The sequence below is a fragment of the Streptomyces sp. NPDC060366 genome (assembly GCF_042725135.1).
Lineage (GTDB): Bacteria > Actinomycetota > Actinomycetes > Streptomycetales > Streptomycetaceae > Streptomyces.
Window position 1 is genome coordinate 1 of the sequence record NZ_JBHXDC010000018.1, and the last position, 25,835, is coordinate 25,835.

34 protein-coding genes and 1 pseudogene are annotated in these 25,835 nt (G+C 68.1%); 17 read left to right on the forward strand and 18 right to left on the reverse strand.

The annotated features are described in order from the left end of the window. Window positions 1-252 precede the first annotated feature (252 nt). From ACFWHU_RS31140 to ACFWHU_RS31150, 3 genes are read left to right on the forward strand one after another with little or no spacing between them, the layout of a single operon-like run. Complete coding sequence (locus ACFWHU_RS31140; RefSeq protein ID WP_387228862.1) at window positions 253-576, forward strand: gas vesicle protein; 324 nt, start codon at window positions 253-255, stop codon at window positions 574-576. Window positions 577-617: 41 nt separating this feature from the next. Continuing rightward, window positions 618-1,040, forward strand: a complete 423-nt coding sequence (gvpJ, locus tag ACFWHU_RS31145; RefSeq protein ID WP_381968404.1) for a gas vesicle protein GvpJ — start codon at window positions 618-620, stop codon at window positions 1,038-1,040. Between the two features lie 3 nt (window positions 1,041-1,043). Continuing rightward, the gene (locus tag ACFWHU_RS31150; RefSeq protein WP_381968402.1) at window positions 1,044-1,439 is read left to right on the forward strand and encodes a GvpL/GvpF family gas vesicle protein; all 396 of its coding nucleotides are present in this window, start codon (window positions 1,044-1,046) and stop codon (window positions 1,437-1,439) included. Window positions 1,440-1,819: 380 nt separating this feature from the next. Here ACFWHU_RS31150 and htpG read toward each other — a convergent pair whose 3' ends face one another. Together htpG and ACFWHU_RS31160 are read right to left on the reverse strand one after the other, a co-directional pair. Next, entirely contained in the window at window positions 1,820-3,739 is a 1,920-nt protein-coding gene (htpG, locus tag ACFWHU_RS31155; RefSeq protein ID WP_387228865.1) for a molecular chaperone HtpG, read from the reverse strand. A 130-nt stretch (window positions 3,740-3,869) separates the two neighbouring features. Then, window positions 3,870-4,520: a type III effector protein gene (locus ACFWHU_RS31160; protein ID WP_387228867.1), complete on the reverse strand. Its 651-nt coding sequence runs from the start codon at window positions 4,518-4,520 to the stop codon at window positions 3,870-3,872. Window positions 4,521-4,648: 128 nt separating this feature from the next. On the opposite strand from ACFWHU_RS31160, the gene ACFWHU_RS31165 reads away from it, so the two are divergent. The 5 genes from ACFWHU_RS31165 (at window position 4,649) to ACFWHU_RS31185 (ending at window position 7,666) form a co-directional block, all read left to right on the forward strand. Then, on the forward strand, window positions 4,649-5,080 hold the full coding sequence (locus ACFWHU_RS31165) for an Hsp20/alpha crystallin family protein (protein WP_387228869.1): 432 nt from the start codon (window positions 4,649-4,651) through the stop codon (window positions 5,078-5,080). Between the two features lie 104 nt (window positions 5,081-5,184). After that, a complete protein-coding gene (locus tag ACFWHU_RS31170) occupies window positions 5,185-5,580 on the forward strand; it encodes a DUF2267 domain-containing protein (RefSeq protein WP_387228871.1) in 396 nt (131 codons plus the stop codon). Window positions 5,581-5,645: 65 nt separating this feature from the next. Then, window positions 5,646-6,089: a DUF2267 domain-containing protein gene (locus tag ACFWHU_RS31175; protein WP_387228873.1), complete on the forward strand. Its 444-nt coding sequence runs from the start codon at window positions 5,646-5,648 to the stop codon at window positions 6,087-6,089. A 465-nt stretch (window positions 6,090-6,554) separates the two neighbouring features. Then, window positions 6,555-7,454, forward strand: a complete 900-nt coding sequence (locus tag ACFWHU_RS31180; protein WP_387228875.1) for an alpha/beta hydrolase — start codon at window positions 6,555-6,557, stop codon at window positions 7,452-7,454. Further along, window positions 7,427-7,666, forward strand: coding sequence for a hypothetical protein (locus ACFWHU_RS31185; RefSeq protein ID WP_387228877.1), 240 nt, complete (start codon window positions 7,427-7,429; stop codon window positions 7,664-7,666). The genes ACFWHU_RS31180 and ACFWHU_RS31185 overlap by 28 nt, the downstream gene beginning before the upstream one ends. Window positions 7,667-7,836: 170 nt before the next feature. Here the strand turns inward: ACFWHU_RS31185 and ACFWHU_RS31190 are convergent, their stop codons facing one another. Then, the gene (locus tag ACFWHU_RS31190; RefSeq protein WP_381968388.1) at window positions 7,837-8,175 is read right to left on the reverse strand and encodes a MerR family transcriptional regulator; all 339 of its coding nucleotides are present in this window, start codon (window positions 8,173-8,175) and stop codon (window positions 7,837-7,839) included. An 849-nt stretch (window positions 8,176-9,024) separates the two neighbouring features. On the opposite strand from ACFWHU_RS31190, the gene ACFWHU_RS31195 reads away from it, so the two are divergent. Both ACFWHU_RS31195 and ACFWHU_RS31200 read left to right on the forward strand, forming a co-directional pair. Then, window positions 9,025-9,444 carry an ATP-binding protein gene (locus tag ACFWHU_RS31195; protein WP_381968386.1) on the forward strand — a complete coding sequence of 140 codons (420 nt, stop codon included), beginning with the start codon at window positions 9,025-9,027 and terminating at the stop codon, window positions 9,442-9,444. A 203-nt stretch (window positions 9,445-9,647) separates the two neighbouring features. Further along, a protein-coding gene (locus tag ACFWHU_RS31200) for an IS5 family transposase (protein ID WP_387228879.1) occupies window positions 9,648-10,465 on the forward strand; the annotation gives its coding sequence in 2 pieces (ribosomal slippage) (window positions 9,648-9,977 and window positions 9,980-10,465; 816 coding nt in all). A 119-nt stretch (window positions 10,466-10,584) separates the two neighbouring features. On the opposite strand, the gene ACFWHU_RS31205 is transcribed toward ACFWHU_RS31200, so the two are convergent. From ACFWHU_RS31205 to ACFWHU_RS31220, 4 genes are all read right to left on the reverse strand, one after another. After that, window positions 10,585-11,445 carry an alpha/beta fold hydrolase gene (locus tag ACFWHU_RS31205; RefSeq protein ID WP_387229046.1) on the reverse strand — a complete coding sequence of 287 codons (861 nt, stop codon included), beginning with the start codon at window positions 11,443-11,445 and terminating at the stop codon, window positions 10,585-10,587. Window positions 11,446-11,675: 230 nt separating this feature from the next. After that, window positions 11,676-12,566 carry a MerR family transcriptional regulator gene (locus ACFWHU_RS31210; RefSeq protein WP_387228881.1) on the reverse strand — a complete coding sequence of 297 codons (891 nt, stop codon included), beginning with the start codon at window positions 12,564-12,566 and terminating at the stop codon, window positions 11,676-11,678. 135 nt (window positions 12,567-12,701) lie between these two features. After that, window positions 12,702-13,130 (reverse strand): pyridoxamine 5'-phosphate oxidase family protein, encoded by a 429-nt coding sequence (locus tag ACFWHU_RS31215; protein WP_387228883.1) that lies wholly within the window; start codon window positions 13,128-13,130, stop codon window positions 12,702-12,704. Then, the gene (locus ACFWHU_RS31220; RefSeq protein ID WP_387228885.1) at window positions 13,127-13,990 is read right to left on the reverse strand and encodes an NAD(P)H-binding protein; all 864 of its coding nucleotides are present in this window, start codon (window positions 13,988-13,990) and stop codon (window positions 13,127-13,129) included. Before ACFWHU_RS31220 ends, ACFWHU_RS31215 begins: the two co-directional genes overlap by 4 nt. Window positions 13,991-14,072: 82 nt before the next feature. Between ACFWHU_RS31220 and ACFWHU_RS31225 the strand changes: the two genes are divergently transcribed. Next, window positions 14,073-15,059, forward strand: a complete 987-nt coding sequence (locus tag ACFWHU_RS31225; RefSeq protein WP_387228887.1) for an AraC family transcriptional regulator — start codon at window positions 14,073-14,075, stop codon at window positions 15,057-15,059. Here the strand turns inward: ACFWHU_RS31225 and ACFWHU_RS31230 are convergent. The 4 genes and pseudogenes from ACFWHU_RS31230 to ACFWHU_RS31245 all read right to left on the reverse strand — a co-directional run. Further along, window positions 15,025-15,271, reverse strand: a pseudogene (locus ACFWHU_RS31230) (hypothetical protein); the annotation flags it as partial. The gene ACFWHU_RS31225 and the pseudogene ACFWHU_RS31230 sit on opposite strands and share 35 nt — an antisense overlap. Before the next feature lie 15 nt (window positions 15,272-15,286). Further along, window positions 15,287-15,718 carry a hypothetical protein gene (locus ACFWHU_RS31235; protein ID WP_387228889.1) on the reverse strand — a complete coding sequence of 144 codons (432 nt, stop codon included), beginning with the start codon at window positions 15,716-15,718 and terminating at the stop codon, window positions 15,287-15,289. Window positions 15,719-15,756: 38 nt separating this feature from the next. Continuing rightward, window positions 15,757-16,092 (reverse strand): nucleotidyltransferase domain-containing protein, encoded by a 336-nt coding sequence (locus ACFWHU_RS31240; RefSeq protein ID WP_387228891.1) that lies wholly within the window; start codon window positions 16,090-16,092, stop codon window positions 15,757-15,759. 32 nt (window positions 16,093-16,124) lie between these two features. After that, window positions 16,125-16,529: a hypothetical protein gene (locus tag ACFWHU_RS31245; RefSeq protein ID WP_387228893.1), complete on the reverse strand. Its 405-nt coding sequence runs from the start codon at window positions 16,527-16,529 to the stop codon at window positions 16,125-16,127. Window positions 16,530-17,077: 548 nt separating this feature from the next. Here ACFWHU_RS31245 and ACFWHU_RS31250 point away from each other — a divergent pair. Both ACFWHU_RS31250 and ACFWHU_RS31255 read left to right on the forward strand, forming a co-directional pair. Continuing rightward, window positions 17,078-17,716 carry an HAD family hydrolase gene (locus ACFWHU_RS31250; RefSeq protein WP_387228895.1) on the forward strand — a complete coding sequence of 213 codons (639 nt, stop codon included), beginning with the start codon at window positions 17,078-17,080 and terminating at the stop codon, window positions 17,714-17,716. Between the two features lie 339 nt (window positions 17,717-18,055). Beyond that, entirely contained in the window at window positions 18,056-18,229 is a 174-nt protein-coding gene (locus ACFWHU_RS31255; protein ID WP_387229049.1) for a DUF6207 family protein, read from the forward strand. On the opposite strand, the gene ACFWHU_RS31260 is transcribed toward ACFWHU_RS31255, so the two are convergent. Further along, window positions 18,211-18,867 (reverse strand): HNH endonuclease family protein, encoded by a 657-nt coding sequence (locus ACFWHU_RS31260; RefSeq protein ID WP_387228897.1) that lies wholly within the window; start codon window positions 18,865-18,867, stop codon window positions 18,211-18,213. The two genes, ACFWHU_RS31255 and ACFWHU_RS31260, sit on opposite strands and share 19 nt — an antisense overlap. Before the next feature lie 158 nt (window positions 18,868-19,025). Here ACFWHU_RS31260 and ACFWHU_RS31265 point away from each other — a divergent pair, with 158 nt between their 5' ends. The 4 genes from ACFWHU_RS31265 to ACFWHU_RS31280 all read left to right on the forward strand — a co-directional run bounded on the left by ACFWHU_RS31265 (window position 19,026) and on the right by ACFWHU_RS31280 (window position 21,489). Next, window positions 19,026-19,262 carry a hypothetical protein gene (locus ACFWHU_RS31265; RefSeq protein ID WP_387228899.1) on the forward strand — a complete coding sequence of 79 codons (237 nt, stop codon included), beginning with the start codon at window positions 19,026-19,028 and terminating at the stop codon, window positions 19,260-19,262. A gap of 239 nt (window positions 19,263-19,501) precedes the next feature. Beyond that, window positions 19,502-19,885, forward strand: coding sequence for a hypothetical protein (locus tag ACFWHU_RS31270; protein ID WP_387228901.1), 384 nt, complete (start codon window positions 19,502-19,504; stop codon window positions 19,883-19,885). Window positions 19,886-20,100: 215 nt separating this feature from the next. Next, on the forward strand, window positions 20,101-21,000 hold the full coding sequence (locus ACFWHU_RS31275; protein WP_387228903.1) for a Ku protein: 900 nt from the start codon (window positions 20,101-20,103) through the stop codon (window positions 20,998-21,000). Window positions 21,001-21,129: 129 nt separating this feature from the next. Then, on the forward strand, window positions 21,130-21,489 hold the full coding sequence (locus ACFWHU_RS31280; protein ID WP_381968366.1) for a hypothetical protein: 360 nt from the start codon (window positions 21,130-21,132) through the stop codon (window positions 21,487-21,489). A gap of 101 nt (window positions 21,490-21,590) precedes the next feature. On the opposite strand, the gene ACFWHU_RS31285 is transcribed toward ACFWHU_RS31280, so the two are convergent. The 6 genes from ACFWHU_RS31285 to ACFWHU_RS31310 all read right to left on the reverse strand — a co-directional run bounded on the left by ACFWHU_RS31285 (window position 21,591) and on the right by ACFWHU_RS31310 (window position 25,487). Continuing rightward, on the reverse strand, window positions 21,591-21,902 hold the full coding sequence (locus tag ACFWHU_RS31285) for an SCO5918 family protein (protein WP_387228905.1): 312 nt from the start codon (window positions 21,900-21,902) through the stop codon (window positions 21,591-21,593). Between the two features lie 55 nt (window positions 21,903-21,957). Next, complete coding sequence (locus tag ACFWHU_RS31290) at window positions 21,958-22,362, reverse strand: CBS domain-containing protein (protein WP_387228907.1); 405 nt, start codon at window positions 22,360-22,362, stop codon at window positions 21,958-21,960. Between the two features lie 46 nt (window positions 22,363-22,408). Continuing rightward, window positions 22,409-23,920 carry a DEAD/DEAH box helicase gene (locus tag ACFWHU_RS31295; protein ID WP_387228910.1) on the reverse strand — a complete coding sequence of 504 codons (1,512 nt, stop codon included), beginning with the start codon at window positions 23,918-23,920 and terminating at the stop codon, window positions 22,409-22,411. 318 nt (window positions 23,921-24,238) lie between these two features. Further along, a complete protein-coding gene (locus tag ACFWHU_RS31300; protein WP_214930018.1) occupies window positions 24,239-24,442 on the reverse strand; it encodes a cold-shock protein in 204 nt (67 codons plus the stop codon). Window positions 24,443-24,863: 421 nt separating this feature from the next. Further along, the gene (locus ACFWHU_RS31305; RefSeq protein ID WP_387229051.1) at window positions 24,864-25,136 is read right to left on the reverse strand and encodes a hemolysin III family protein; all 273 of its coding nucleotides are present in this window, start codon (window positions 25,134-25,136) and stop codon (window positions 24,864-24,866) included. 18 nt (window positions 25,137-25,154) lie between these two features. Next, entirely contained in the window at window positions 25,155-25,487 is a 333-nt protein-coding gene (locus ACFWHU_RS31310) for a MerR family transcriptional regulator (protein ID WP_387228912.1), read from the reverse strand. Between the last annotated feature and the right edge of the window lie 348 nt (window positions 25,488-25,835).

Sequence of the window (25,835 nt, forward strand, 5' to 3'; positions counted from 1 at the left end):
CCACGTTGTCGGCGATCGTGGTCGTGCCGCCCGGTCCCCCGTTTTTGGCGCTTGTACCGGTAGAGGTGCTGCTGGCGGTGTCGGTGCTGGCCATCGGATCCTCCAGAAAGAAGAGGGGGAAATCTCGAATGGGCATGGCTCTTGTAGTTTCCTCCGAGCTCCGGCGAGTCGCCATTCGGGTGATCACCGGTCGCGGCTCGTTCGGTCCATCACCGCGTGCGCGGTGGTCACGGGGTCGGGAGGCTGGGGAGCATGTCAGAGCAGCGTGCCGGGCATGGGCGGACCTCCCGATCCGCCCGTTCTCCCGCGGGCAAGGAAAACGTGAGGCGAGCGGAGGAGGCGGCCGAACGCGCGTGTCAGAGCCTGCAGAAGCTGATCAGGCACCGCGCTGAAGGCGTCTCCGCCGTCTCGCGGAACGACGACGGCTGGCACGTCGACGTCGACGTGCTGGAGCTCCCGCGCATCCCCGACACCACCAGCCTGCTCGCCACGTACGAAGTGGACATCGATGAGGACGGCTCACTGCTTCAGTACCGCAGAGTCCGTCGCTACCGCCGCGGCCAGGCGGACACATGAGCCGCCCGGCACCGGAGCCCTTCCCGAGAGACGGTCATTCCTTGAGCACATACAGCGAGGAGGTTGTCCGCGTTCCCCGCGCCGGCACCCTCTACGACGTCCTGGAACTCATCCTCGACCGCGGCATGGTCATCGACATCTTCATCCGGGTGTCACTGGTCGGCATCGAAATCCTGAAGATCGACGCACGGATCGTCGTCGCCAGCGTCGACACGTACCTACGGTTCGCCGAAGCCTGCAACCGGCTGGACCTGGAGAACAACTCGACCAGCAGGACCGTGCCCGAACTGTTCGGCGGCGGCATGACCAAGAGCGTCGGCAAGGCCGGGGCGAAGAAGGCCGTGGGCGCCGGCGGGGACGACGAGGACGAGCAGGAGGAGGAGCGCCCGCGCAGGTCCAAGCCCTCGCGCTCCAGGACCGGCGCCGGAAGCGAACGAACACGCCGCCACCGGGATGAGGACTGACGCATGACTGCCTCAGGCATCTACGTGTACGGCATCGTGGGCCGCTCCCACCCGCTCTCCGCCGGTGCGCCGCCGGCACCGGTACGGCTGCTGCCGGCCGATGACCTCGCAGTCGTAGTTAGCGCCGCGTACCCGGGACTCAGGGCCCGGCGACGCGATCTGATGGCACATCAGAGTGTCCTCCTGGCGCTGGCCGGAGCCGGCCCCGTGCTGCCGATGCGCTTCGGCATGGTGGCGCCCGACGAGGCGGCGGTAGTGGCGGGCGTCGCCGCACGCCGCGACGAGCACGCCGCCGTACTGGAGCGGCTGGACTCCCGCGTCGAGATGAACATCAAGATCACACCGGTGCAGGACAACCTGGCCGCACTCATCGGTGAGGACCCGGTGGTCTGCTGCTGATCCGTGCCTCGTCCGGTGACCACGACTACGTCGCCGGGGCGGGCGGCCGCCACGCTCGGCGAGCTGTCCTCGTCCGGGTCCTCGGTGAAGTGTCCGGAGCGCCTGCGCTGTTCCTCGCTGAGAAAGTTGGTGGGCACCGCTCGCTCCTTGATCGTCGGCGTGATTCGAGCGCGGCGGTGCCAGGTGACCTGGCGGAACGTGAGGCGATCTCCCATTTCACTCCAAGGCTTCACCTCGTGTGGTAGTTGGGCAGCGAATGCATCTGCCGGCTCCGGAGCCGCGTACGGGGCTCCGGAGCCGGCAGGTTAATGAGGAGTGCGTCAGGGGGAGGTCGGGTGGTTACGGCCGGGCTCTTCGGCTCTGCCGGGCCGCACCCGTGGTTACAGGGTGCCGGTCAGGCGGTCGGTGAGCAGCCGGGTGAAGCGGGCGGGGTCGGGCAGGTCGCCTCCTTCTGCGAGCAGCGCGCTGCCGTAGATAAGCTCGGCGGTCTCCACCAGTGCGGGGTTTTCGGCGTTCGCGTCGTGCGCCGTGCGCAGGGCCGTGATGAGCGGGTGTGCGGGGTTGAGTTCCAGGATCCGCTTGACCGGGGGGATCTGCTGGCCCATGGCCCGGTACATCTTTTCCAGAGTCGGGGTCACGTCGTGGGCGTCGCCGACGATGCAGGCCGCCGAGGTGGTCAGGCGTGAGGACAGGCGGACCTGCTTGACCTGTTCGGACAGGGTGGTGGTCAGCCAGGGCAGCAGGGCGGCGAAGTCCTGCTCGCGCCGGGCCTTCTCGGCGCCGGTTTCCTTCCGGCCGTCGGCGGAGTCGTCGAGGTCGACCTGCCCCTTGGCGATGGACTGCAGATGATGGCCGTCGAAAGTGGGGACCTGGTCCACCCATACCTCGTCGATGGGGTCGGTGAGGATCAGGACCTCGTAGCCCTTGGCGGCGAAGGCTTCCATGTGCGGGGAGTTCTCCACCATCGCGCGGCTCTCGCCGGTCAAGTAGTAGATGGTGTCCTGGCCGTCCTTCATCCGCTCGACGTACTCGCGCAGCGTGGTGGTCTTCTCCGGGTCGTGAGTGGAGGCGGCCGACACCAGCTCCAGCAGGGCCTCGGAGTTGTCCGTGTCCTCGACCAGGCCTTCCTTGAGCGCCCGGCCGAACTGCTCCCACACCTTCGTGTAGCGCTCGGTGTCCTTGGACTGCATGTCCTTGAGGGCGCCGAGGACCTTCTTGACCAGGCGCCGGCGTACACCGCGGATCTGGCGGTCGTGCTGGAGGAGCTCGCGGGAGACGTTCAGCGACAGGTCGTGGGCATCCACGACGCCCTTGACGAAGCGCAGGTAGTTGGGCATGAGCGCTTCGCAGTCGTCCATGATGAACACCCGCTTGACGTACAGCTGCACGCCGCGCTTGGTCTCGCGGGAGAACAGGTCGAAGGGGGCCTGCGAGGGGATGAACAGCAGTGCCTCGTACTCGAAGGTGCCCTCGGCGCGCATGTGAATCGTCTCGGCGGGGGGCAGCCAGTCGTGGCTGATCTGCTGGTAGAACTCGTTGTACTCGTCATCGGTCACCTCGCTGCGCGGACGGGCCCACAGCGCCTTCATCGAGTTGAGCGTGTCGATGTCGCGGGTGGTCCTGCCCTCGGCGTCGGTGCGCTCAGTGGCCATCCGGATCGGCCAGCGGATGAAGTCCGAGTACTGCTTGACGATCTGGCGGATCTTCGGTTCGGAAAGGTAGTCGGCAAGCCCGTCCTCGCTGTCGGCGGGCTTGAGGTGCAGGGTGACCGAGGTGCCCACGGGCAGCCCCTCGACGGCCTGGATGCCGTAGGTGCCCTCGCCGTCGGACTCCCACTGGGTGCCGGAGTCGGTGCCGGCCCGCCGGGTGCGCAGGGTGACCTTGTCGGCGACCATGAACGCCGAGTAGAAGCCGACGCCGAACTGCCCGATCAGGCTCTCGGCGGTGGCGGCGTCCTTGGACTCCTTGATCTTCTCCAGCAGGCTGGCGGTGCCGGACTTGGCGATGGTGCCGATCAGCTCCACAAGATCGTCCCGGGTCATGCCGACCCCGTTGTCACGGACGGTCAGTGCGCGGGCGTCCTTGTCGACCTCCAGCGAGATGTGCAGGTCGGTGGTGCCGGTCTCGGCGAGGCTGGAGTCGGTCAGCGATTCCAGTCGCAGCTTGTCCAAGGCGTCGGAGGCGTTCGAGATCAGCTCGCGCAGAAAGATGTCTTTGTTCGAGTAGATCGAATGAATCACCAGTCGGAGCAACTGGCGGGTCTCGGCCTGGAATTCCAGCGTCTCGACACTGCTGCTCATGTGGGTCTCTTTCTGTGGGTACGTCATGAACGGTTTTGGACTCGGGCCGGGGACGGACGGCTGCCCGTCGTCGGCGTGGTTCGGGGTGGGCCGGAGCGCATCTGTGTGGTGTGACTCTGCGTGGTGGGAGTCAGTCATCGTCAGCGGCTGTCGTCGTGTGCCGGTCTTCGAGGGCCTCCAGGGATTGGACCAGGCCGGTGTGGCGGGCGTCGAGGTAGGGGCGCATGCCGGTCAGCGGCGCAATGAGCTCGGCGGCGTCGGCAGCGCCGAGAGCAGCGTGCAGGGCGGCCTGGGCTGAGCGCGCTTCGGGCGCGAGGCGGGCGAGCGCGGTGATCTGCCCGGCGAGGCGGCGCAGGTCGGCGGCGTTGGCGCGGGCCCAGCCGGCGGTGGCGCGTTCGGCGGCCCTGGCCTGGCGGGTGGCCGTCACGCGCTGCTCGCCGGTGGTGCCGACGGCACCGGGGCGCCCGCGCAGGTAGCGCCGTTCGGCGGCCTGGCGGCTGGCGACGCCGAGGGGGCCGGCGAGGTCGGCCCAGCTGGCGCCCGCGTCGCGGGCGGTCTCGATCAGGCCGGTCTCCCAGCCGGCGAGCTGCTCGCGCACCTGCCGCAACAGCATCAGTGAGGCCACCACCTGCTCGGGGCCGGGACCAGCGGCGTCGGGGGTCTCGTGCTGGGCATCGCGCAGCGCGTCGTCTATGGCGGCCAGGGCCGCCGCGGCGGCGAGGAAGGACGCCGGGCTGTGGTCGTCGGTACGGGTCGTGGACGGCTGGTCGGCTGCTGTCACGGGCACCTCCCCCAGAGTGTCATCAGGTCGACGACATCATCCTTGTCATCCATTGGATGACATGTTACAACCGTATCAGTAAGGCGCATTGGCAGTAACTGCCTGAACCTGCTGGAGGTGTTTTCACGATGTTGATGCGCACTGACCCCTTCCGTGAGCTGGACCGGCTGACGCAGCAGCTGCTGAGCCCGGGGACCTGGTCGAGGCCGTCGGCGATGCCGATGGACGCCTACCGTGAGGGCGACGAGTACGTGGTGGCCTTCGACCTTCCCGGCGTCCCCGCGGACACGATCGACATCGACGTCGAACGGAACATGCTCACCGTCAGGGCCGAGCGCCGGCCGGTAGCGAAGGGCGACGACGTGCAGATGGAACTGTCCGAGCGGCCGCTGGGCGTCTTCTCCCGCCAGATCGTGCTCGCCGACACCCTCGACACCGAGCGCATCCACGCCGATTACGACGCGGGCGTGCTCACCCTGCGCATTCCGATCGCCGAGCGTGCCAAGCCCCGCAAGATCTCCGTCGGCGTCGGCTCCGGCCTCAAGGAGATCTCCGGCTGACACCTGCCGGACAGGTGCGGAGGACGGGAATCCCTGATCTCCCCCTCACCCCGTCCTCCGCACCCCCAGTGGACAGTCCGAGACGAGAAGGGGTGACGGCCGAGATGACACTGCGACGCGAAGCGTTTCTCGACCACGTCAAGGAACGCGGCGAGTACGGCACTGTGGAGGAAGCCGAGCGCGCGGCCCGTGTGGTACTCGCGCTGCTCGGCGCACACCTGGTCGGCGAGGTCCGCGCCCGGCTCGCGGCCCGCCTGCCGGAGGAATTCGCCCTGATCCTGCTCAACCCGCTGCAGAGCGCCGAGCCGCTGTCGCCGGAGCGGTTCGTGCGGGCGACCGCGGCCTGGATTGAGGGTGCCACCGAGCAGACCGGGACCTGGGACGTCAGCGCCGTGCTGTCCACCGTCGCCGACGCCGCCGGCGACGACCTCCTCGAAGAGATCCTGCTCCAGCTCCCCGCTGGCTACGACCTCCTCTTCGGCTGCCCCCAACCCACCTGACCACCAGCTCGGTGCCGCACACCGGCACCCACCCGACCCTGGCTTGACGAAAGGCATCCACCGCAGTGATCACCGACGTGCGCATACCGCTTGAGCACCAGCAGCCGTACTCGCCGGCGTATGAGCAGATGCTGGAGAAGGTCCGCTACGAAGGCGTCTACCCCACCCTGGAGAGAGCCGAGGAAGCCGTCCGCCTCGTCCTGGCGGGGCTGGGACGCCAGCTGACGGGCGACGAACGCGTCGACCTGGCCGCCCGCCTGCCCCTGGAGGCCGCACGTGCCCTGACCGCGCAGATCCCCGACACCCAGCCGCTGACCGGCTGGGCCTTCGTCAAGGACCTCGCCGCCCGCTCCGGCGCATCCCTGGCCACCACCCGCTGGGACACCGGCTCCGTCTTCGCCGCCGTCACAGCCCACGCCGGACCCGACCTCATCACCCGCATCCTCCACCAGCTCCCCACCGGCTACGCGCTGCTGTTCGGCCGCGCCGAACTCGCCCCGGCCGCGTAAACGGTCCGCGTCCTTCCAGCGCCAGGGAAGGGCTGGACGACGGTGCACGGCCCGCGCACCCGCAGCAAGAGGCCGGCGCAGCCCCGGCGTGACAGCCGGGCTCCGGGCGGGGCCGGAGCCACGGTGAAGAACGACGTCGCCCGGGACGCCCGGGCGTCCCGGGCAGTATGCGCGGCAGCCAGCTGCGAAACCGCTTGGGTAGGTGCGGGTGTCTTCGCTATCTCAGACCGAGGCCGGCGGAGCAAATGACCCGGCGGCACGGCGGTATTCGGCGTTGATGCGCCGGTCAGCTCCACCTCGCCGAGAGCACCGGTCCGCAACTACCTGTCCAACGCAATGCGGAAGGCCCAGACCCGGCACGAAGCGCCGCCTGCCGCAAGAAAGGTCTCCTGGAACTGTGCCTCGGTCACGACACCACCGACCGTCGTGCCCTCCCCTCCACCGATCGAATATGAGGTTCATTCCATGGAACGTCGCAAAGCGCTTGGACTGATCGCCGGTGGCGGCGCTGCCGCCGCGTCCTTCACGGCTCTGCCCGCCTTCGGTGAGGAGAGCAGCCGCGCCGCGGGCACTACAGGTCAGGGCAAGGGCGGCTACACCTTCGCGCTGGACAGGAACGTGAAGCGGACCTCGGTGAGGTTCAAGAACCGCTACGGCATCACGGTTGCCGCAGACCTCTACGTGCCGAAGAACGCCAGTGGCAGGCTGTCCGCCCTGGCGCTCAGCGGCCCGTTCGGTGCCGTCAAGGAGCAGTCGTCGGGGCTCTACGCGAACGAGTTCGCCCGCCGCGGGTACGTCGCCCTCGCCTTCGACCCCTCCTTCACCGGGGAGAGCGGCGGCACGGTGCGCGACGTGGGCTCGCCCGACATCTACACCGAGGACTTCAGCGCCGCCGTCGACTTCCTCGGTCTGCAGAGGACCGTCGACCGCGAGCGGATCGGCGTGCAGGCCGTGTGCGGCCTGAGCGGTATGGCGCTCACCGCGACGGCTGCGGACAGCCGTATCAAGGCGGTCGCCACGGCCTCGATGTACGACATGTCGCGCAGCATCTCCCGCGGCCACGAGGACTTCTACACGCGTGAGCAGCGTCAGAAGGTCGTGAACTACGTCAGCCAGCAGCGCTGGACCGACGCCGAGAACGGCACCTACGCGCGGGGGTCCCACGAGGTCCCCTTCGACGAGAACGGCGATGTCGCCCCTTCGAACCGCGTCCTGCCCGAGACCTTGCCGACGGACGCCGACCCGGTCACGAAGAGCTTCTTCGACTACTACCGCACCGAGCGCGGGTACCACCCGCGCTCGATCAACTCCACCACCGCGTGGACAGCGACCACACCATGTCGTTCTTCTCCTTCCGGCAGATGACGAACATCGACATGCTGGCGCCCCGCAAGGCCCTCCTGGTAGCCGGCGCCGACGCGCACTCCCTCTACTACTCCCAGGACGTCCAGAAGATGGCCCCCGAGACCGTCGACCTCGTGGTCGTGCCGGGCGCGGACCACGTCGACCTGTACGACCGCAAGGACCTCATCCCCTTCGACAAGCTCGACGAGTTCTTCACCAAGAACCTCGCCTGACCGGGAGTCCCCCGTCGCACACCTTCGGCCCGCACGGCCAATGCCGTGGCCAGCTCGTCCACGTCGACGTCGTCTATGCCGTCGACGGTCAATCAGGAATTCAGAATGAGACCGGTGCTGTCGGACCAGACGGTGACACCAGCAGCCGGTCTCACGGTGAACTGGCCCTGTCAGGCGCCAGCCTTGGAACGGGACTTGGCGGGTGAGCTGCGCAGTTCTTCGTTGATGCGCTGGGCTTCTTCGAGCTGGTCTTCGAGGATGACGATGCGGCAGGCCGCCTCGACCGGGGTGCCCTGGTCGACAAGTTCGCGGGCGCGGGCGGCGATTTTCAGCTGGTAACGGGAGTAGCGGCGGTGTCCGCCTTCGGAGCGCAGCGGGGTGATGAGGCGGGCCTCGCCGATGGCCCGCAGGAAGGCGGGGGTGGTGCCGAGTATTTCGGCGGCCCGGCCCATCGTGTAGGCGGGGTAGTCGTCGTCATCGAGACGGCCGAAGGAATTGTCTGCTGTCATTTGCACCTCTCTGCGGAACGCGTGGAGGGGCCCTGGTGCCGTTTGGCACCAGGGCCCCGAAGGACCTGCTACACCATCTGCCGACCCTGATACTGCGCCGGCCTTCTTGTTCCGCACCAGCCCGCGGGGGATGAGGGCGTGTGCGGGGATCGCGGTTGCTTGACCGGAGACCACCTCACTATCGATGTCCTGCGGTACCCGGGCTCAGTGATTCCGCCCGGGCGATCCTGATGGCGCTCAACTCCTCCGTTTCTTCCCTCTGGGATCAATCACTTACCTACTGCTGGTACCGCGCACTGCTCTGTACTACTGGTGATGCGAACTGCTGGTGACCTGAGTAAGCGCCACTCTCCGGCAGCCAGCCCCGTCGCCCGTCCTGCGTCCACTCTGGCTTAGAACCCCACTGCCGAACCTCCCGGCACGCGCGCCCGCAGCCCGACGCCTTCACCGAGGAACCACTGGTACCGCACTGCTACCTGCGTGTACTGCTTCATGGCGGCCCCTGAACCTGCGGGCCACCCGGTCCGGCCGTCAGTCCCGTCACCGTCCTGCAACCGCTCTGGCTTCGGAACTCCACCACCGCACCGACCTGCACCTACGTGTACTGCTACCGGCAGTTCATCCCTGCCGGGCCTGTTCGACCTCTTGGCTACGGGCAAAACACTAACCCCACCAAGCCACAGATGTCTACCTCGGCCATGACAGATTTTCTGCGAGGACTGACAGCGAAGACCTGCCGTCCAGGGTGCTTGGAAACTGCACCGGAGCGGGGTGTGAGAACCGCCGGAGCGGGCACGTAAGCTGCCACGACACAAGCGGCACAACCGATCACAGGTGGGGTGTACGCACATGAACAGCACAACGATCACCACCACCCCAACTCCCCCCGCACCGGCCGTCGTGGTGCGGGGGGACAGCGCGGCCGGCATCCACCAGGCCCGCCAGGCCGCCCGCGCCTTCACCGACCGTCTCTCCCCGGCACCCGGCCCGGACATGGCGGACACCCTCGTCCTGGTGGTCTCCGAGCTCGTCACCAACGCCCTGCGACACGGCGGCGGCCACTACACCCTGGAACTGACCGCCGCCCCCGACACGGTGACCGCCGCGATCAGCGACCCCAACCCGGCGCCCCCACGCGAGCGCACACCCGACCTCAACGGCGGCACCGGCGGCTTCGGCTGGCACATGATCCGCCGCCTCACCGACAACCTGACCATCACACCCGGCCCCGGCCCCGGCAAAACCATCCACGCCCAACTCACCCGATAGCCCTGCCCGGCGCGGAGAATCGTGACGGACACGTCCACCGGACCGGTCTTCGCCACGTCTGCCGTCCTCCAGCTGGTCACCCGTGAGGGCGCGGAGGCACCGCAGCCATCAGACTCCGACCAAGATCCGCAAGCACGACTTAGAGGTCCTAACAGAAGTCCGTGATGGTGTGACTGTCGGCCTAGTGGCTCGTTGGGCTGTTCGTGGGGAAGAGGGAGTCGCGTCCGTGGGTTGTTTCGGATGAACTGTGGTCGCTGATCGAGCCGTTGTTGCCTGTGCTGGGGCCGAAGCTCGTGGCCGGGCGGCCGAGGGTGGCGGACCGGGATGCGCTGTGCGGGATCCTGTTCGTCCTGCATACCGGCATCCAGTGGGAGTATCTGCCGCAGGAGCTGGGCTTCGGTTCGGGCATGACGTGCTGGCGGCGGCTTGCCGCATGGAACGAGGCCGGCGTCTGGGACAGGCTTCACGTTGTGCTGCTGGCAAGGCTGCGTGCGGCGAAGCAGCTCGACTGGTCGCGGGCGGTGATCGACTCCAGTCACGTCAGGGCCGCTCGGCGGGGCCCAAAAGCGGACCCAGCCCGGTCGACCGCGCACGTCCGGGCAGCAAGCACCACATCCTTGTCGACGGGCAGGGCATCCCGCTCGCGGTGTCGCTGACCGGCGGCAACCGCAACGATGTCACCCAGCTGATGCCCTTGCTCGCGAAAATCCCGTCGGTCCCAGGACTCGTGGGACGACCTCGTCGACGGCCTGATGTCCTGCTCGGCGACCGCGGCTACGACCACGACAAGTACCGCCGTCTGGTCCGGGCCCAGGGCATCAAACCGGTCATTGCCCGCCGCGGCGTCCCGCACGGCTCCGGCCTCGGTGTTCACCGCTGGGTTGTCGAGCGCACGATCGCCTGGTTCCACGGCTTCAGACGTCTCCGCATCCGCTGGGAACGACGCGACGACATCCACGAAGCCTTCCTCGGCATCGCCACCTGCCTCATCACCCACCGCCACGTCCAACGCCTTTGTTAGGACCTCTAAGCGTCCGGCGAACACCCAGGTGAGCGGCCTAGTTCGAGGACCATTTCGACACCGGACCTGCCGTGGTGCCGGCAGCGTGGGGTGAGGCCGGCCGGCAATCCGGTCGAGCCCTATGCGCCCAACGAGCCTTGCACGAATCGCCGGAGGTGCGCACGCACGGTGTTGGGCTGCTCCAACCAGGGCTCGTGCCCAGCGTCTTCGACCCGGGTCAGCGGAAGATCGAGCCTGAGCGCGAGTGCTTCAAGAGCCGACACAGGACGGGGATCGTTGGCCCCACCGAGGAGCTCCGCCCGCGCGGGCAGGCATGCGCGGAGCTCGGCAAGATGCTCATCGAGCGGGTCCGCACGGCCTTCCTTGCCGAGCTCGCTGTTCATGGACCAGTTGACGGGGCGACGCCGCCGGGCACCCTGCGCAGCCCAGTGCCACCCCCGTTCGGGATCGGCGTGGTCGGTGAACCAGGCCAGTGTGAGCAGCTCGACTTCCTGCTCCTCCGTGCGGTGTGGCAACTCCTCCAAGGCGCGGAGCTGCTCCTGCTGTGCTGCGGACATGCGGCGGCCTCGCTCCGCTCCGTCCCCGGTACGCCAATCACCAACGAACGGCCCGCACATCAGCAGCATTGCGGCAACCCGGTCAGGATGCGTCAGGCAGAACCGGCTCGCCAGGTCAGTACCGTAGGAGTGCCCGATCAGCACGGCCTTGGGCACGTCCCATGCGTCAAGCAACTCGACGAGATCGTCGACATGCCGGGCGAAGGAATGGCGCCCCAGCCACGGAGATTGACCCGTGCCACGCTGGTCGTACCGGTACACAGGCGCGAGGTCCGCGACCGTGGGGGCGACATCGCCCAGATAATCCGGCAGACCCGGACCGCCATGGACCATGACCACGGCCGGCCGCCGAGTCGTGTCCCCCAACGCCATCCAACGTAACTGCGCCTCGTCGGTCATCGACGTGAGGCCCTGCGTCTCCATCAAGGTCACCGCGGAGAACCTACCGGTGTTACTGAGGCTCCGCCAAAGGTTAAACAGCAAGTTCAGTGCCTGTTTCTGAACCCCGGGTCAGCGGCCAGTTCGGAATCCCCACGTACGGCCAGTTGTGATGTCACTCTTGGTTACGGCCCGGGCTCGACGTCTGACTCGACCGGTCACATGCGGATGGACGCGACCGGTTGTCGGGCCACGTCAGTGCCAGGCACAGACGATCAGCTGTCCGCGGAGTGGGCGTTGGCAAGGGCCTCGCCGAAGAGCCGTCCGGCGAGTTCCAGGCAGCGCATCCGGGCAGGAGAGAAGTCGTAAGGCATCTTGGTGATCGCTGTGGCGGCACTCATCTCTGTGCCCTCCTCCCCTTTCAGGTCGGCGTCGTAGATCTCGAAGATCTTCTCCTCGGCCGCGTCGAGACCAGCTGCCTCGATGGCCTGATTCAGGGCCATTTGGTGAGCGCATCGCTGTACGGCGAGCTCTTCGACGCGCGGGTCGTCGGGTTCGACGCCGTCGTCGAGGGCGGCCTCGGCCGCCTCAAGACGGTCATCCTCGGCCCGCAGGTCGGGTTGGGTGGCCAGCACGATGAACGCGCTGGCCTGGATGGCGGCGCCCAGCGGCCCGAAGATCCGTTCCGTGACTAGCAGGGCGTCCAGATCGGAGGGGCGCAACGCGCCCGGGGGCAGGTGGCTGAGCCGGTCCGTGACCAGTTCGGAGAGCAGCCCCAGCGGGCTGCCCACCGCCTGCAGGCGCTGGACAGCCGCGCGCCGACGTTTGATGGCAGCCTCCTGCGCCGCCAAGGTTTCCTCCAGCCTGCTCAGGACCGACTCGATATCCGGGGCTTGGTCCAGGGCTTCGTCTCCAGCTTCGTCCCGGGCTTCGCCGAAGGCGGCCCGCATGTCGTCCAGGCTGATACCGGCATCAGCCATCCTGCGGATCCATAGCAGGCGGATCATGTCGTCATACCCGTAGCGGCGGCGGCCGTCCCCGCCGCGCTCGGGCTCCGGCAGCAGACCGATCTCGTGGTAGTGGCGGATGGCGCGTGGGGTGATCCCGGCGAACGCAGCGGCATCACCGATCTTGACCTGCCGGGGAGGCGTGAGGGAGGGGTACATCGCAGACAGAGCCTTTCGTGCTGTGGTGCCCCGACCCCACCACATGCCGCTACGGCATGTGCAACAACCCCATCCAGGTGCCACCGGAGCCAGGCCCTGGCCCGGTAGGCCGTCTCTTCGAAGAGACGACCTGGGTCAATTCGTGAAGCGGCGTACGGCCTCCGGGTGGATCACGAGACGTACCTGGTCCGTGGCCATCATCGCGGCGAGTTCGTCCGCGCGGGCCGGGTCGTCGAGGTCCCAGTAGCGGGCGGCCAGGCGGGCGCAGAGGTCGTGTGCTCCGTCGGGCTCCACCGTGGTGCGGCCGGCGACCGACACCCAGCGCTCACGTTCGCCCACCGGGGCGGCGACGACGATCGAGGCCCGGGGGTCGCCGCGCAGGCGCCGCACCTTGACCGTCTCCGGGCCCGTGAACAGCTGGATCGTTCCCTCGGCGGTGGCTTCGAACCACACCGGCCGGGGCTGTGGGGGGACCGGTCCCCCCGCCACGGACAGGAACCCGTGCAAGGGGCGCCGGAGGAATTCGAGGTCCCCGGTGGTCAGCGAAGTGGCGTCGGTGCTCATGACAGTCCTTCCGGTGGGCGAGGGGGATGGTGCCAAGCTCCCGCCGCCGCGGCTCGTACGACGTAGTTCTCGAATGTTCGCGGGGCCCGTCCCAGTACGGCGGCGAGGTCGTCCGTCGTCCCGGCGAGCAGCCCGCGTTCCATCAGCGTGAACATCTCGGCGACGTGCTGGGCGTCGTCCTTTCCCAGGCCCTCGGCGACGAGCCCCGCGACGTACTCGCCGGACGGCACGCGCCGGTAGGTGAGGGGCCTGCCGGACGCCCGGGAGATCAGCTCGACGGCCTCACCGAAGGTGAGCGCGCGCGGTCCGGTCAGCTCGTAGACGCGTCCGGCGTGCCGGCCGGGCTCGGTCAGCACGGTGGCGGCGACGTCGGCGACGTCCTCGATGTCGATGAACGGCTCGGGCACGGCGCCCGCCGGGAGCGCCAGTTCACCGGCGAGCAGTGGGGCGTGGAAGACGTCCTCGTCGAAGTTCTGGTTGAAGTTCGACGGCCGCAGGACGGTCCACTCCAGCGCCGAGCCGCGTACAGCGTCCTCGGCCGAGCGCATGTCTAGACCGAACGTGGAGTCGCCCCAGGTGTCGGCGCCGTGCCCGGAGAGCAGGATCAGGCGCCGTACGCCGGCGGTCTCGGCCCGCGCCACGAACTCGTGCACGGGGCCCGGCACTCCTGGTGCCACGACATAGGCGACGGCGATGTCCCGCAGGGCGGCGTCCCAGCCGCCGGGGTCGGACCAGTCGAAGCGGGTCTCGCTCGACCGGGAGGCGGCGCGTACGGGCGTGCCGCGCAGGCGCAGCCGGGCGAGGACCCGCCGGCCGGTTTTGCCGGTCGCGCCCAGGACAAGGGTGTTCTCGTTGCTCATGACATCGATTGAACCGGCCCCGATCGGACGATTCCATGGGTGAGGAGCCGGTTCGCATGTCCATTCGTCTAGCCTCGACGGTGTGGATGTCTTCAGTGATCTGATCCGCGGGGTGCGGGCGCACGGTTCGTTGTTCGGCAGCACGACCCTGTCCCCGCCCTGGGCGCTGCACTTCGTGGACGGCGCGCCGCTGACGCTGTGCACCGTCATCGACGGGGCGGGCTGGCTCGTGCCGGAGGGCCGTCCGCCCGAGTGGCTGCGGGCCCGCGAGACGATCGTCGTACGCGGACCGGGGACGTTCGCCTTCGTGGACGAGGTCGGCACTACGGCCGAACCGATCGCGTGCGGCGAGGACTGTGCGACGCCGGAGCAGGGCGGGACCCGGCACCGGCTCGGCTGGCACGACCCCGGCGGGGACGCGGGCGGGGGCTGTGGTGCCGGCGGGAACGGGCCGGGTGTCGGACGGGGGGCGACGACTCTGATCGTCGGCGCCTATCCGGTGCGCGGCGAGATCAGCCGCCGGCTGCTGGACGCGCTGCCGGTCGTACTGCGCGCCGACGACGGGGGCACGGGTGACGCCGTACTGGACCATCTCGCCGCCGAGGTCGCCGTCGATACGCCGGGCCAGCAGGTCGTGCTCGACCGGCTGCTGGACTGGATGCTGGTCTGCACGCTGCGCGAGTGGTTCGACCGGCCGGGCGAGGAGCGTCCGGCCTGGTGGGCCGCGCAGCGGGACCCGGTGGTCGGCGACGCGCTGCGCCTGCTGCACGCCGAACCGGCGGCACCGTGGACGGTCGCCGCGTTGGCCGAGCGAACTGGGGTGTCGCGCTCGACGCTGGCCAAGCGGTTCGCCGACCTGGTCGGCGAACCGCCGCTGACCTACCTCACCCGCTGGCGCATGACGCTCGCGGCGGACCTGCTGGTCGAGCGGGAGGACGCGACCGTCGCGGACGTCGCCCGCATCGTGGGCTACTCCGACCCGTTCGGGTTCAGCGCGGCGTTCAAACGGGTCCGAGGCTCCAACCCGAGCGAGTTCAGAGGCTCACGCCCACCGTCACCGGCTCGTTGACCAGCGTGACCCGAAAGCCTCACGCACCCCCGCGACGACCTCCCGCGCGAGCGCGAGCAGATCCTCGGTGGTGGCGTCGCCCCGGAGCCGGCCGACCAGGTGTCGTGGTCCGCCGGGTCGAGCACCATGCCCTTGCCCGCGCGCAGTGCGAGGACGGTCTCGCGGGCGGTGGCGGCCGGGACCCGGTCACCGGGCTCGACACCGAGGGCACGGGTGGGCGTTTCCGGTTACGTGCGAGGCGTCGGCTCGATGAGCAGTGCGTCTATGGGCTTGGTCCGATGGGGGCGCAGCACTTCCAGCCAGGTCACTCCGCTGTCCAGGAGACGCCCCATAGATTTGAAGCCGTTCCATCCCAGATCGACGAAGCAGCGTTCAGCCTGCTGGTCCTGGCCGAACAGCCGCTGACCGTGCAGCGTCACCTCGCTGAGGTCAACGCCTCGCTGCTCCAATGCGGCCAGGGCGCACGTCGCCGCCCGGCGCAACGGGCTCGTCTCCACCCAGCGCCTCCGTACATGCCAGGCGGCTTCAGAGTCCTTGAGGTCTCCGTCCACCAGCCTCAGCGACGTGATACTGATCTTGCCCTTCACGTGCCGGCCGAACAGCTCGATCCGCGCCGGGCGCGGCACCAAGCTCTCCAGCCCCTCGAACTCTGTCAGCATGTGGTCCCTGGGCACCGGCCCGGCTGCCGGGTCCGCTGTTAAGGAGGCAAGGCGCTCGCGAGCCAGGGAGAACGGCTCACCCTTCCGCCAGAGCAAGAACAGCTCGAAGCCTCGTCCAGCAGACTGCTGCGGCCACGAAATTGGAAGGAGATCCCCCGGGTCCGGCCCCGCAGGGCCTGCCTCATCCCCACATACGAGTCACGCCCGTTGATCGATGCATCCAGCGACTCGCCCAGCCAACGCCTGTCCGTGCCGTGCTCGATGACAACGTCGACATCTTTTGGCTCCAGCGCCCCGCGCTCGTACGACCCGAAGACGTAGACCTCCTCAACCAGGCCCAGCGGCCAGGCGCCGTCCTCGAGCCGCGTGATCATGTCCGAAAGCAGCCGAGTCGCCCGCTCACGCTTCACCCGGCACCGCCCTCGGCATACGCGGCACGGAACTCCTGCGCCACCACGAAAACAGAACCCGACACCGCACGCGGCTTACCGTCCTGCCACGTCCGCCCAATCACCTCCACTGCAGCCCTCCCCCGCTGCAGCTCGTACTCCTCAACTGCGGCAGCGAACTCTGCAGGAATCTCCCGCCGGTCCGCCACACCCGCCACAGCAACCTGTGGGAAGGAACCACCAAACGTCTGCAGCCTGGCCCATCCCAAGGACCGGCCGGCCTTACGCATCGCCGAGCGAATCAGAGCGACCCCGCCCAGCTCCTCCGCCTCATCAACACCGAGCCGGAGCTCGTACGCCCCTCCGAACCCGCCGCCTCCCGGCGGACACGACCGACGCAACAACGGCAACAAGACGCTCATGACGCGGATCACCTGCAAACGACGGCATCCACCGAGCGTAGCCAGACACAACACATCCCCACCCGGCGTTTCGCCACACCCATCCACAGGAGCGACAAGCCCCCACCCACCGAACGACACCAGCCTTCACCGGCGAAACGACACCCTGGCACCGGCGTCACCCCAGCCGGACACCGGTGAAAACCTATGACGCACACACCCCAGCGCACATCACACGACGCCCACCAAGCGAGCAGCGCGGCCAGCTCCGGAACCTCCACCATCGCGCCGTCCCGCGTACGGACCGAGCGCAGACGTACCGGATTCACCGTACGACTCCTGCCCCTTGAGCGCATGTTCCTGATTCCCGGTGCTGCTTTGATCGTTCCTCGCGTCACAAGGTTGACGGCACCTGCTGATGCGGCCGAACCGTGTCAGCGGCTCGCGACAGGACTCTCACAGAGCGTTCCCAGGATGCTTGACCGTGCTCCCATGGGAAGGACAACAGTGTCTCCCTGGATCACAGGAGTGTGCTCGCCGGCCAGGCGGGACGAAGAGAGGGAGTTCGCGTGACCACGACCTGCGTCATTCTCGACATCGGCGGCGTACTGGAGATCACGCCGGAAACCGGATGGGTGCAGCGGTGGGAAGAGCGGCTGGAGCTGCCGATGGGCACCGTCAATGAGCGGATGCGCGACGTGTGGCGTGCTGGAAGCGTCGGACACATCAGCGAACACGATGTGCACTGGGAAGTGGCATCACGCTTGGGTCTCAACGTTCACCAGCTCGAAGCCTTCATGGCTGACCTTTGGACGGAGTACCTGGGAACGCCGAACGCGGAACTCATCGCCTATGTGCGGGCGCTGCAGGGGCGATGCAGGCTGGCCATTTTGAGCAACAGCTTCGTTGGAGCCCGGGAGCGGGAGGCTGCGCTGTACCACTTCGACGAACTGGTTGAGCAGATCGTCTACTCGCACGAGATCGGCATCGAGAAGCCTGACCCGCGCGCCTTCGAAGCTGCCTGCGCCAGCTTGGAGGTGGGACCGGAGAGCTGTCTCTTCGTGGACGACGTTCCAGCCAACGTTGAGGCCGCCCGGGCGGCGGGCATGCAGGCGCATCTGTTCGAGGACAACATCGGGACGATCACGCGCATCGCCGCTCATCTGGACGCTGGGCCCTCGACTCCAGCACGCGTCCCGCTCGGATGACACATCTGGCCGCTCCTCCCGGCCAGGCCGAGTGAATCGCCTTGCGAACCCGGGCTGGCGGATCAAGGGCGTCCGCCGGCTCCGGGGGTGTACAAACTCACCAGTGCACGGGACAGGCGCGCGCGACGTGCTCGTACGGCCAGGGCCGGCGCCCACCTGCTTCGGGTGCTCTCGGGTCGACGGCGGGGAGCGCGCGGCGCCGCTCGTACGAGTGGTGCGGACACCGCGGTCGAACCGTCCTGGGTGCGGGGTGCGTTGGGCCGGGCATGGACCGTATCGACGCGACGCAGGATTCCCGAGCCCGGCCTGGTCGTCCTGGACGTCACCGCTGCCGACGAGGTGACCGCGCACGCCCTGATGGAAGAACTGGAACGCCTGTGGGCCACCTCCGGCATCGCCCCCGTACGACGGGAGCCCGGGGTGCCGGGAGTCCGTGTTCGCGTGCATGCGGACATCCGGCGCCCCGGCACCCCACCCGAACCTTTCGGCTCTGCCTACGGGGCCGGGGTGTAGACGACGGCCGTGTTCTCGCACGGCCCGTCGGAGAGGACCTTCAGCGCCTCCAGTTCGCGCTTGTCGACGTTCAGGTTCCAGCGGAGCTTGGTGGCGACCCACTCCCCCACGTAGCGGCACTGCTGCCCGGCGGCCGGCGGCAGCCAGTCGGCCGGGTCCTTGTCGGCCTTCGACCTGTTGGTGCGCGCGGTCACCGCGACCAGCGACGTGTCCGCGTCCTGGTCGTTGGCGTACGCCTCACGGCGCTGAGCGGTCCACGCGGAAGCGCCGGAGTCCCACGCCTCCGCGAGCGGCACCATGTGGTCGATGTCCAGCTTGGCGGCGTCGGTGACCGTCTGCTCGTCGTAGTACGAGAACCACCGCCCACCGGACAAGACGCAACTACCGGTGATCTGCGGGGGCTCCAGCGCCTCGGCGAGGAGAACCTCACTGCGCGTGTGGCACCCGTCGGCCGGGTCCAGGCCGACGTTCCAGTGCCGGAAGGACGTGCGCTGGTAGCCGTTCCGGCTCTCCACCGCCTCGGGCAACTTCCCCACCGCATCCGGGAGCACCAGGACATCGGCCTGGGCCGGGGTGGCGGAAAGAAGGGGAACGAGGACAGCGGAGAGCGCGAGACCGCGCATCAGGTTCTTGATCACAATCCGCAGTGATACCGGCCCGGGTCGGTCATCGGGCCGACCGGCATGCCCGCTCCCCCGTACGGACGCAGACTTTCACCGCGGACACCTCGCGAAGCGGGGCGTCAAGTTGACGTCTTCCTAACGCGAGGGGCGCGTCGGGTCGGTTCAATACGTGAGTGGTGAACTGGGCACAGATGTACGACTGCTACTTCGAGACAGGTCGGGTCCCCGAGTTCCTGGGAGCGGTGGAGCGCGAGGACGACGCCGAAGCGTGGCAGGAACTCGGGTACCGGCTGGTCCTCGAGCACGACTTGGTGGCGCCTGCCAGTTTTGCCGAGCTGAGCGTCTCGCGGCAGTCCGCGGATGAGCCGCTGTCCAGCACGCGGTGGTTGTGGCGGACCGTCCACAAGTAGGCCCGCCCGTCGACGACCAGCCGGCGGGGCTTCTTCGGATGGCGGGGCACAGAGCCGAGAGTACGCGGCCTGATCCACAAGACATCCCCTGGTGGTGATCGAACTCCGAAGAGACGAACAGAACGGTCACCAAACGTCGGTGGGACCGGTCAAGGTCCGATGGGACAGGACAGATGTCCCCCGATTGGCGCGGGGTGGCGCCTCCTCATCCATATTCGAACAGGCGTAGCATTCCAGTCGTGGCCGAATACGACTTTCCCGACGATCTGCGTGATGCCCAACTGCGTCTTCACCAGGCCAGTGCCGCCTACCGCGCGCTGTGCCGGGCTCTGCCCTGGTCCGTCGAGCCGCAGCCCGGGTGGGAGAGCGACAAGCAGCCCTACAGCGAGCGCCGGAGCTCCATGGCCGCCAGTCCCGGCTACACCCCCGAGCAGAAGACGGAAGAAGCCCGCCTGCGCCGCGAGGTTCTCCAACTGTCCACCGCCGTCTCCACGCACCCGTACTGGAGCACGCTGGAGACCGGCACCACGGTCGACGCCCGGATGGCCCTCAAGCACGTCCACGACGGGGACTCACCGCTCGCTGACGTGGACGGGGACGGACCTTCGCGCCCGAGCGCCTGACCACGGACCACCCGGCAGACGGCTGCGGCACGGTCCGATGTCGGACACCCGTCGGCCACAGCGCTGCCGAGTCCGGGACCTGACCCGGGTGTCCGTCCGTCCGGCTCGTGGTGCGAGCAGGACAGGGCGGGGTGAGGATCGAAGCACGGGCGGCGGTTCGGCCGCCTTGTTCTCCCTATTGGCGGCCTGGCCGCCGTCCGGCCACGGAGGGTCGCATGCCATCAGCTGTATGGAGCGGTGCCATCTCGTTCGGCCTGGTCACGATCCCGATCCGGCTGCTCCCCGCGACGGAGGACCACAGCATCCACTTCCGCCGGATCCACCTGGAAGACATGGGCCTCGTACGGAACCGGAAGATCTGCTCGATCGACGGCGAGGAAGTCACGTCGGACGAGATCGGCAAGGGCTACGAGGTGGAAAAGGACAAGGTCATCCCCATCTCGGACGACGAGCTGGCGGACATGCCGCTGCCAACCGCGAAAGCCATCGACGTCGTCGCCTTCGTCGACCGCGACACGATCGACCAGATCCGCCTGGGAGACACCTACTACCTGGAGGCCGCCGGCGAAGTCGCCGCCAAGCCGTACACCCTCCTGCGCAAGGCCCTGGAGCGATCCTCGAAGGCGGCCATCGCCAAGTACGCACTCCGCGGCCGGGAGCGTCTCGGGCTGCTGTCCATCAAGGAGAACGCGATGGTGCTGCACCAGATGCACTGGCCCGACGAGATCCGCGACCCCTCCGAACTCGCACCCGCGCCGGTCGAGCTGGACGAGAGCGAGATCGAGGGCGCACTCGCCCTGATGGACACCATGGAGCTGGACGGCGTGTCCGGCTTCCGCGACACCTACACGGACGCCGTCGAGAAGCTGATCCAGGCGAAGGCCGAAGGCAAGACCCCGGCCGCACCGAAAGCCGAGGCGAAGCGCAGCGGCCAGGTGGTGGACCTGATGTCCGCGCTGGAACAGTCCGTACAACAAGCCAAGAAGACCCGCGGCGAGAGCGGCGAGAACGCCACGGTGCACGACATGCCCACCCGCAAGAAGACCACGAAGAAGGCCCCAGCCAAGAAGACGGCGAAGAAGACGTCCTCCCGCCGTAAGCCGCGCTCGGCGTAGCGGCTGGAGCCACTGAGCATGACTCGGTCTCTGTCTGAGGCGTCATCGTCTGCTCAGGTCGGTCTTGCTTCCGTCGTGGAGTACCGCTGCTTGAGTTGGCCGGACGGCTGGTGATTACAATCGTCTCTCATGTCGAAGCTTGACGAGCTGCTTGTTGACGTCGCCGCTCTGGTGGAGTCCGGGCGCAGCAATCAGATGTCTCTGACCGTGGTCGCCGGTGGTGCTGTCATCACGGGGCGGCTGGCTCCCGAGGCTGTTTGGAGGCAGCGGGTGTCGGAGGTGTTGGCGGACTCGGCCCGCCTGAACGATTTCTCCGCCGTGTTCACCGCTGTGGCGCAGGGGGAGGGGCAGCCCACGCATCTGCATTTCCATTTGGCGCGGATTTTGCAGGGTGCGGTGGGGATTCCCGAGACGGGCGGGATGTACCGCGTGGCGATCGAGGACATCAGTGCCTGGACCATCGGCGACTTCAGCTACTCCGACCACTGATCCAGCGTCGCACCGAGAGTGGTACGCGGTGAGGGTCCGACCGGCTTCTCCGGTCGGACCCTCACTCGTTGTTCTGGTGGCGGCGCGCGCCTGCCCGTCTGTCAGAGGGCCGCGGGGGCGCCGAGCATCGCGGAAGCCTGTTGGAACGGGTTGAGGACGCGCGTGGGCGCGGCAGCCGGGGGAAGGTCGCGGCAGGTGAAGCCGAGCCGGGTCATGGCCCGCAGGACTTCGCCGGCGCTGAAGTCGCGGCGGTCCTGACGTGTGACGACCTGTCCGACCTGCTTGACGGGGTAGGTACGGCGGCCGATGATCACGGACTCGCCGGAAGCCTGCTCGGGCTTGACGCCCTTCATCGATTCAAGGACGCCGCTCTTGGTGAGGTCGAACGGGAAGCGGGCGATGACACAGCGCATGATGCCTCACAGGGGGAGGAACGGAGAGGGAATGGTTCTGCCGCGGTGAGGCGGTTCAGCGGGCAACGGCGAGGACGCCCAGAGCGCTGCCGTGTTCGTCGACGACCGGCAGGGCATCGACCTGGCTGTAGCGCATCGTGTGCTCGGCTTCGGCCATGGTGGACACGGGACGGGTGAACGGTCCTCGGTCGCCGAGGATGTCGCGCAGCTGGATCCGGTCGGTGTACGCGGAGCTGTCACGGGCCGCGGTGAGCTGGGCCTGGGTGAGAAGTCCGGTGCACAGGCCGTCGTTGTCGCAGACGAGCAGGTGCCCAGTGCGGGCACTGGCCATGACGGACAGGGCGACCTCGACGGTCATGTCGTCACACACCTGCGGTCCGCCGGTGTCCATGGCCTCGGCCGCCGTCCTGTGTACGGGGGTGGCACTCGCCGGGCGGGGCTGCATCTGAACCAGCGTCAAAAGGTGCCTCCTGCATCGGTGGGTCAGTTTCCTGATCACGAGGTTTTCACGCCGCCGCGTCGAAGGAGGTCTGCCGCGCTGTCACGCGCCGGGCAGCCGAAGCGGGGCTGCGCCGGCCGCGTGAGGACGTGCTGCGCTGACGCCGCTCGGGGACCGGAGCGGTGATCGTCACGGGAATGCCGGAAGGGGCTTGGGCGCCGGTGATCCGGCTGAGTGCCTCATCGCCGGGGCGGACCTGGGTGGTCTGGGGCACGATGCCGGCCGCTGCCATAAGGCGCGTCATGTCCCGGCGCTGGTTGGGGGTGACCAGGGTGACGACGCTGCCGGATTCCCCGGCCCGCGCGGTGCGGCCGCCGCGGTGGAGGTAGTCCTTGTGGTCGGTCGGCGGGTCGATATTGACGACGAGGTCGAGGTCGTCGACGTGAATGCCGCGGGCGGCGACGTTCGTGGCCACGAGCACGGTGACGTGCCCGGTCTTGAACTGGGCCAGGGTCCGGGTGCGCTGCGGCTGTGACTTCCCGCCGTGCAGGGCGGCGGCCCGCACCCCGCTGTTCAGCAGGTCCTGTGTCAGCCGGTCGACGGCATGCTTGGTGTCCAGGAACATGATCACCCGGCCTTCGCGGGCCGCGATCTCGGTCGTCGTCCGGTGCTTGTCGGCGCCGTGGACGTGCAGCACGTGGTGCTCCATCGTGGTGACCGCGCCCGCGGACGGGTCGACGGAGTGGACGACGGGGTCGGTGAGGTAGCGGCGGACCAGGCGGTCGACGTTGCGGTCGAGGGTCGCGGAGAACAGCATCCGCTGGCCCTCGGGGCGTACTTGGTCGAGCAGTGCGGTGACCTGGGGCATGAAGCCCATGTCGGCCATCTGGTCGGCCTCGTCCAGGACGGTGATCGCGACCTGGTTGAGCCGGCAGTCGCCGCGGTCGATGAGGTCCTTGAGCCGGCCCGGCGTCGCCACGACGACCTCGGCACCACCGCGCAGCGCGTTGGCCTGCCTGCCGATCGACATTCCGCCGACGACGGTGGCCAGGCGCAGCCTCACCGAGCGGGCGTAGGGGGTGAGTGCGTCCGTTACCTGTTGTGCCAGCTCACGCGTCGGCACGAGGACCAGGGCCAGCGGCTGGCGGGGCTCGGCACGCTGACCGGCGGTGCGGGCCAGCAGGGCCAGGCCGAAGGCGAGGGTCTTGCCGGAACCGGTGCGCCCGCGTCCCAGGGCGTCGCGGCCCGCGAGGGTGTTGGGCAGGGTGGCGCCCTGGATCGGGAACGGAACGCTCACGCCTTGCTTGGTCAGTGTGGCCAGCAGTTGGGCAGGCATGTCGAGATCGCCGAACGCCTCGACCGCGGGCAGCGCGGGCGTGATCGTCATAGGCAGGGCGAACTCTCCCTGGCCCGCTGCGGGCCGTCGGCCGTGGCTGCCCGAGCGGCCCGTGCCGCCGGAACGGGTCGGGGCGGGCGAGCTGAAGCGGGCGCCCCGACCCGTTCCGGCGGTGGACCCGAAAGCGGGGCCTTCGGTCCGGCGGGGGCGGGAGGAACGGGCGTTCGTACGTGTGGGGTTCATCGAGAACCTTCCTTGATACGGCGCGCATCAAGGAATTCCCGCTGCAGAAGAACAGCGCGGGGAATCACAAGAACGAACCGACTGGGATGCGAAAAGAGAATGTGGCTTTGCAGTGAATCCGGTGCGGAGTGCAGGCGATGAAATAGGTGACGTCATGTGGACGTGTAATTCCATGCGTCGACCGGTGCAGCGCTGAAAAGGTGCGCACCTGAGGATGGGGCTGTTGGCGGCGCTGTTCCACAGGTGACACCGCCGTGGGAAATGCCCGTAGCTGGGGCCCACACCCCGAGGGTGTGGACCCCAGCTACGATGTACACGTCAGGCGGGAACGATGTTCTCGGCCGTCGGGCCCTTCTGGCCCGTCGCGATGTCGAAGGTGACCTTCTGGCCTTCGAGCAGCTCACGGAAGCCCTCGGCGGCGATGTTCGAGAAGTGGGCGAACACGTCAGCGCCGCCACCATCCTGCTCGATGAAGCCGAAACCCTTAGCCGCGTTGAACCACTTCACAGTACCTGACGCCATGTCACATCTCCTTTAGGGGCAGTACGCCGGGACCCGTAATGGACGGATGCCGGGTCGCCGCGATGATGCCCCGCCCGGAGAACAACCGGAAATACAATGAAGCTTCCGTCGGCCGAAAACGCCCACGAAGAAGCTTGAAGTTTTGGGTACCACAACTGCAACTGAGATCGACATTAGCATGAGGTGGCGACCCGCGTGCGGTGAACAACTTCGCTCCGTTGGTTGCCGTAAAAACACTCCCCGCACTGCGCGCTAAACCCTCATCTCGCGGTTATAGATATTACCCCGCTCGGAGAGTAGCGTTTCAGGAAGAGCGGGCGCTGTTCAAGGCCCGGAGGGAACAACTAATCCGACGGCACCGTCTCGCCCGGCGTCGGCCCCATCGGCCCGTGGCCAGTATCGACACAGGTCGGAGCGGCGGTCAGTAGATTGCCAGGATGATGGCGATGTAGTGCACGGTGAAGGCTGCCACGGTCAACGCGTGGAAAACCTCGTGGAAGCCGAACCAGCGGGGTGAGGGGTCAGGGCGCTGGAGGGCATAGACAACTGCGCCCCTGCAGAGGAGACCGCCGGCCACGATCAGGGTGAGTACGGCCGCTCCGCCGGTATGCAGGAAGTCGGGCAGGTAGCGCACCGGTGCACCTGCCACCATGGGAGACGCTCCTGCGCCACACGCTGTGCGATGACTGCGGATTCCGGCGGGCGCGCCGCCTCAAGCCTCGGGCGGTCCCGCCGCTTCGGCCGCGCGGTATTCGGCGTTGATGCGCTGGGCTTCTTCGAGCTGGTCTTCGAGGATGACGATGCGGCAGGCGGCCTCGATGGGGGTGCCCTGGTCGACGAGCTCACGGGCGCGGGCGGCGATTTTCAGCTGGTAGCGGGAGTAGCGGCGGTGGCCGCCCTCGGAACGCAGCGGGGTGATGAGGCGGGCTTCGCCGATGGCGCGGAGGAAACCCTGGGTGGTGCCGAGCATTTCGGCGGCCCGGCCCATCGTGTAGGCGGGGTAATCATCGTCGTCGAGTCGGTCGTGCGAGCTTTCTGCTGTCATTTGCACCTCTCTGTGGAACGCGTGGAGGGGCCCGGGTGCCATATGGCACCCGGGCCCCGAAGGAACTGCTACACCATCTGCCGACCGTGATACTGCGCCGGCCCTCTGTGTCCGCACGACCGTCCGGGAGAGGACGGGGAATGCGGGGATCGCGGTTGCTTGACCGGAGACCACCTCACTATCGATGTCCTGCGGTACCCAGGCTCAAGACTTCCGCCCGGGCGATCCTGATGGCGCTCGGCCCCTCCGTTTCTTCCCTCTGGGATCACTCACTTACCTACTGCTGGTACCGCTCTCCTGCGTACTGCTCCGTGGCCTGTGACAGCGCCACTCTCCGGCAGCCAGCCC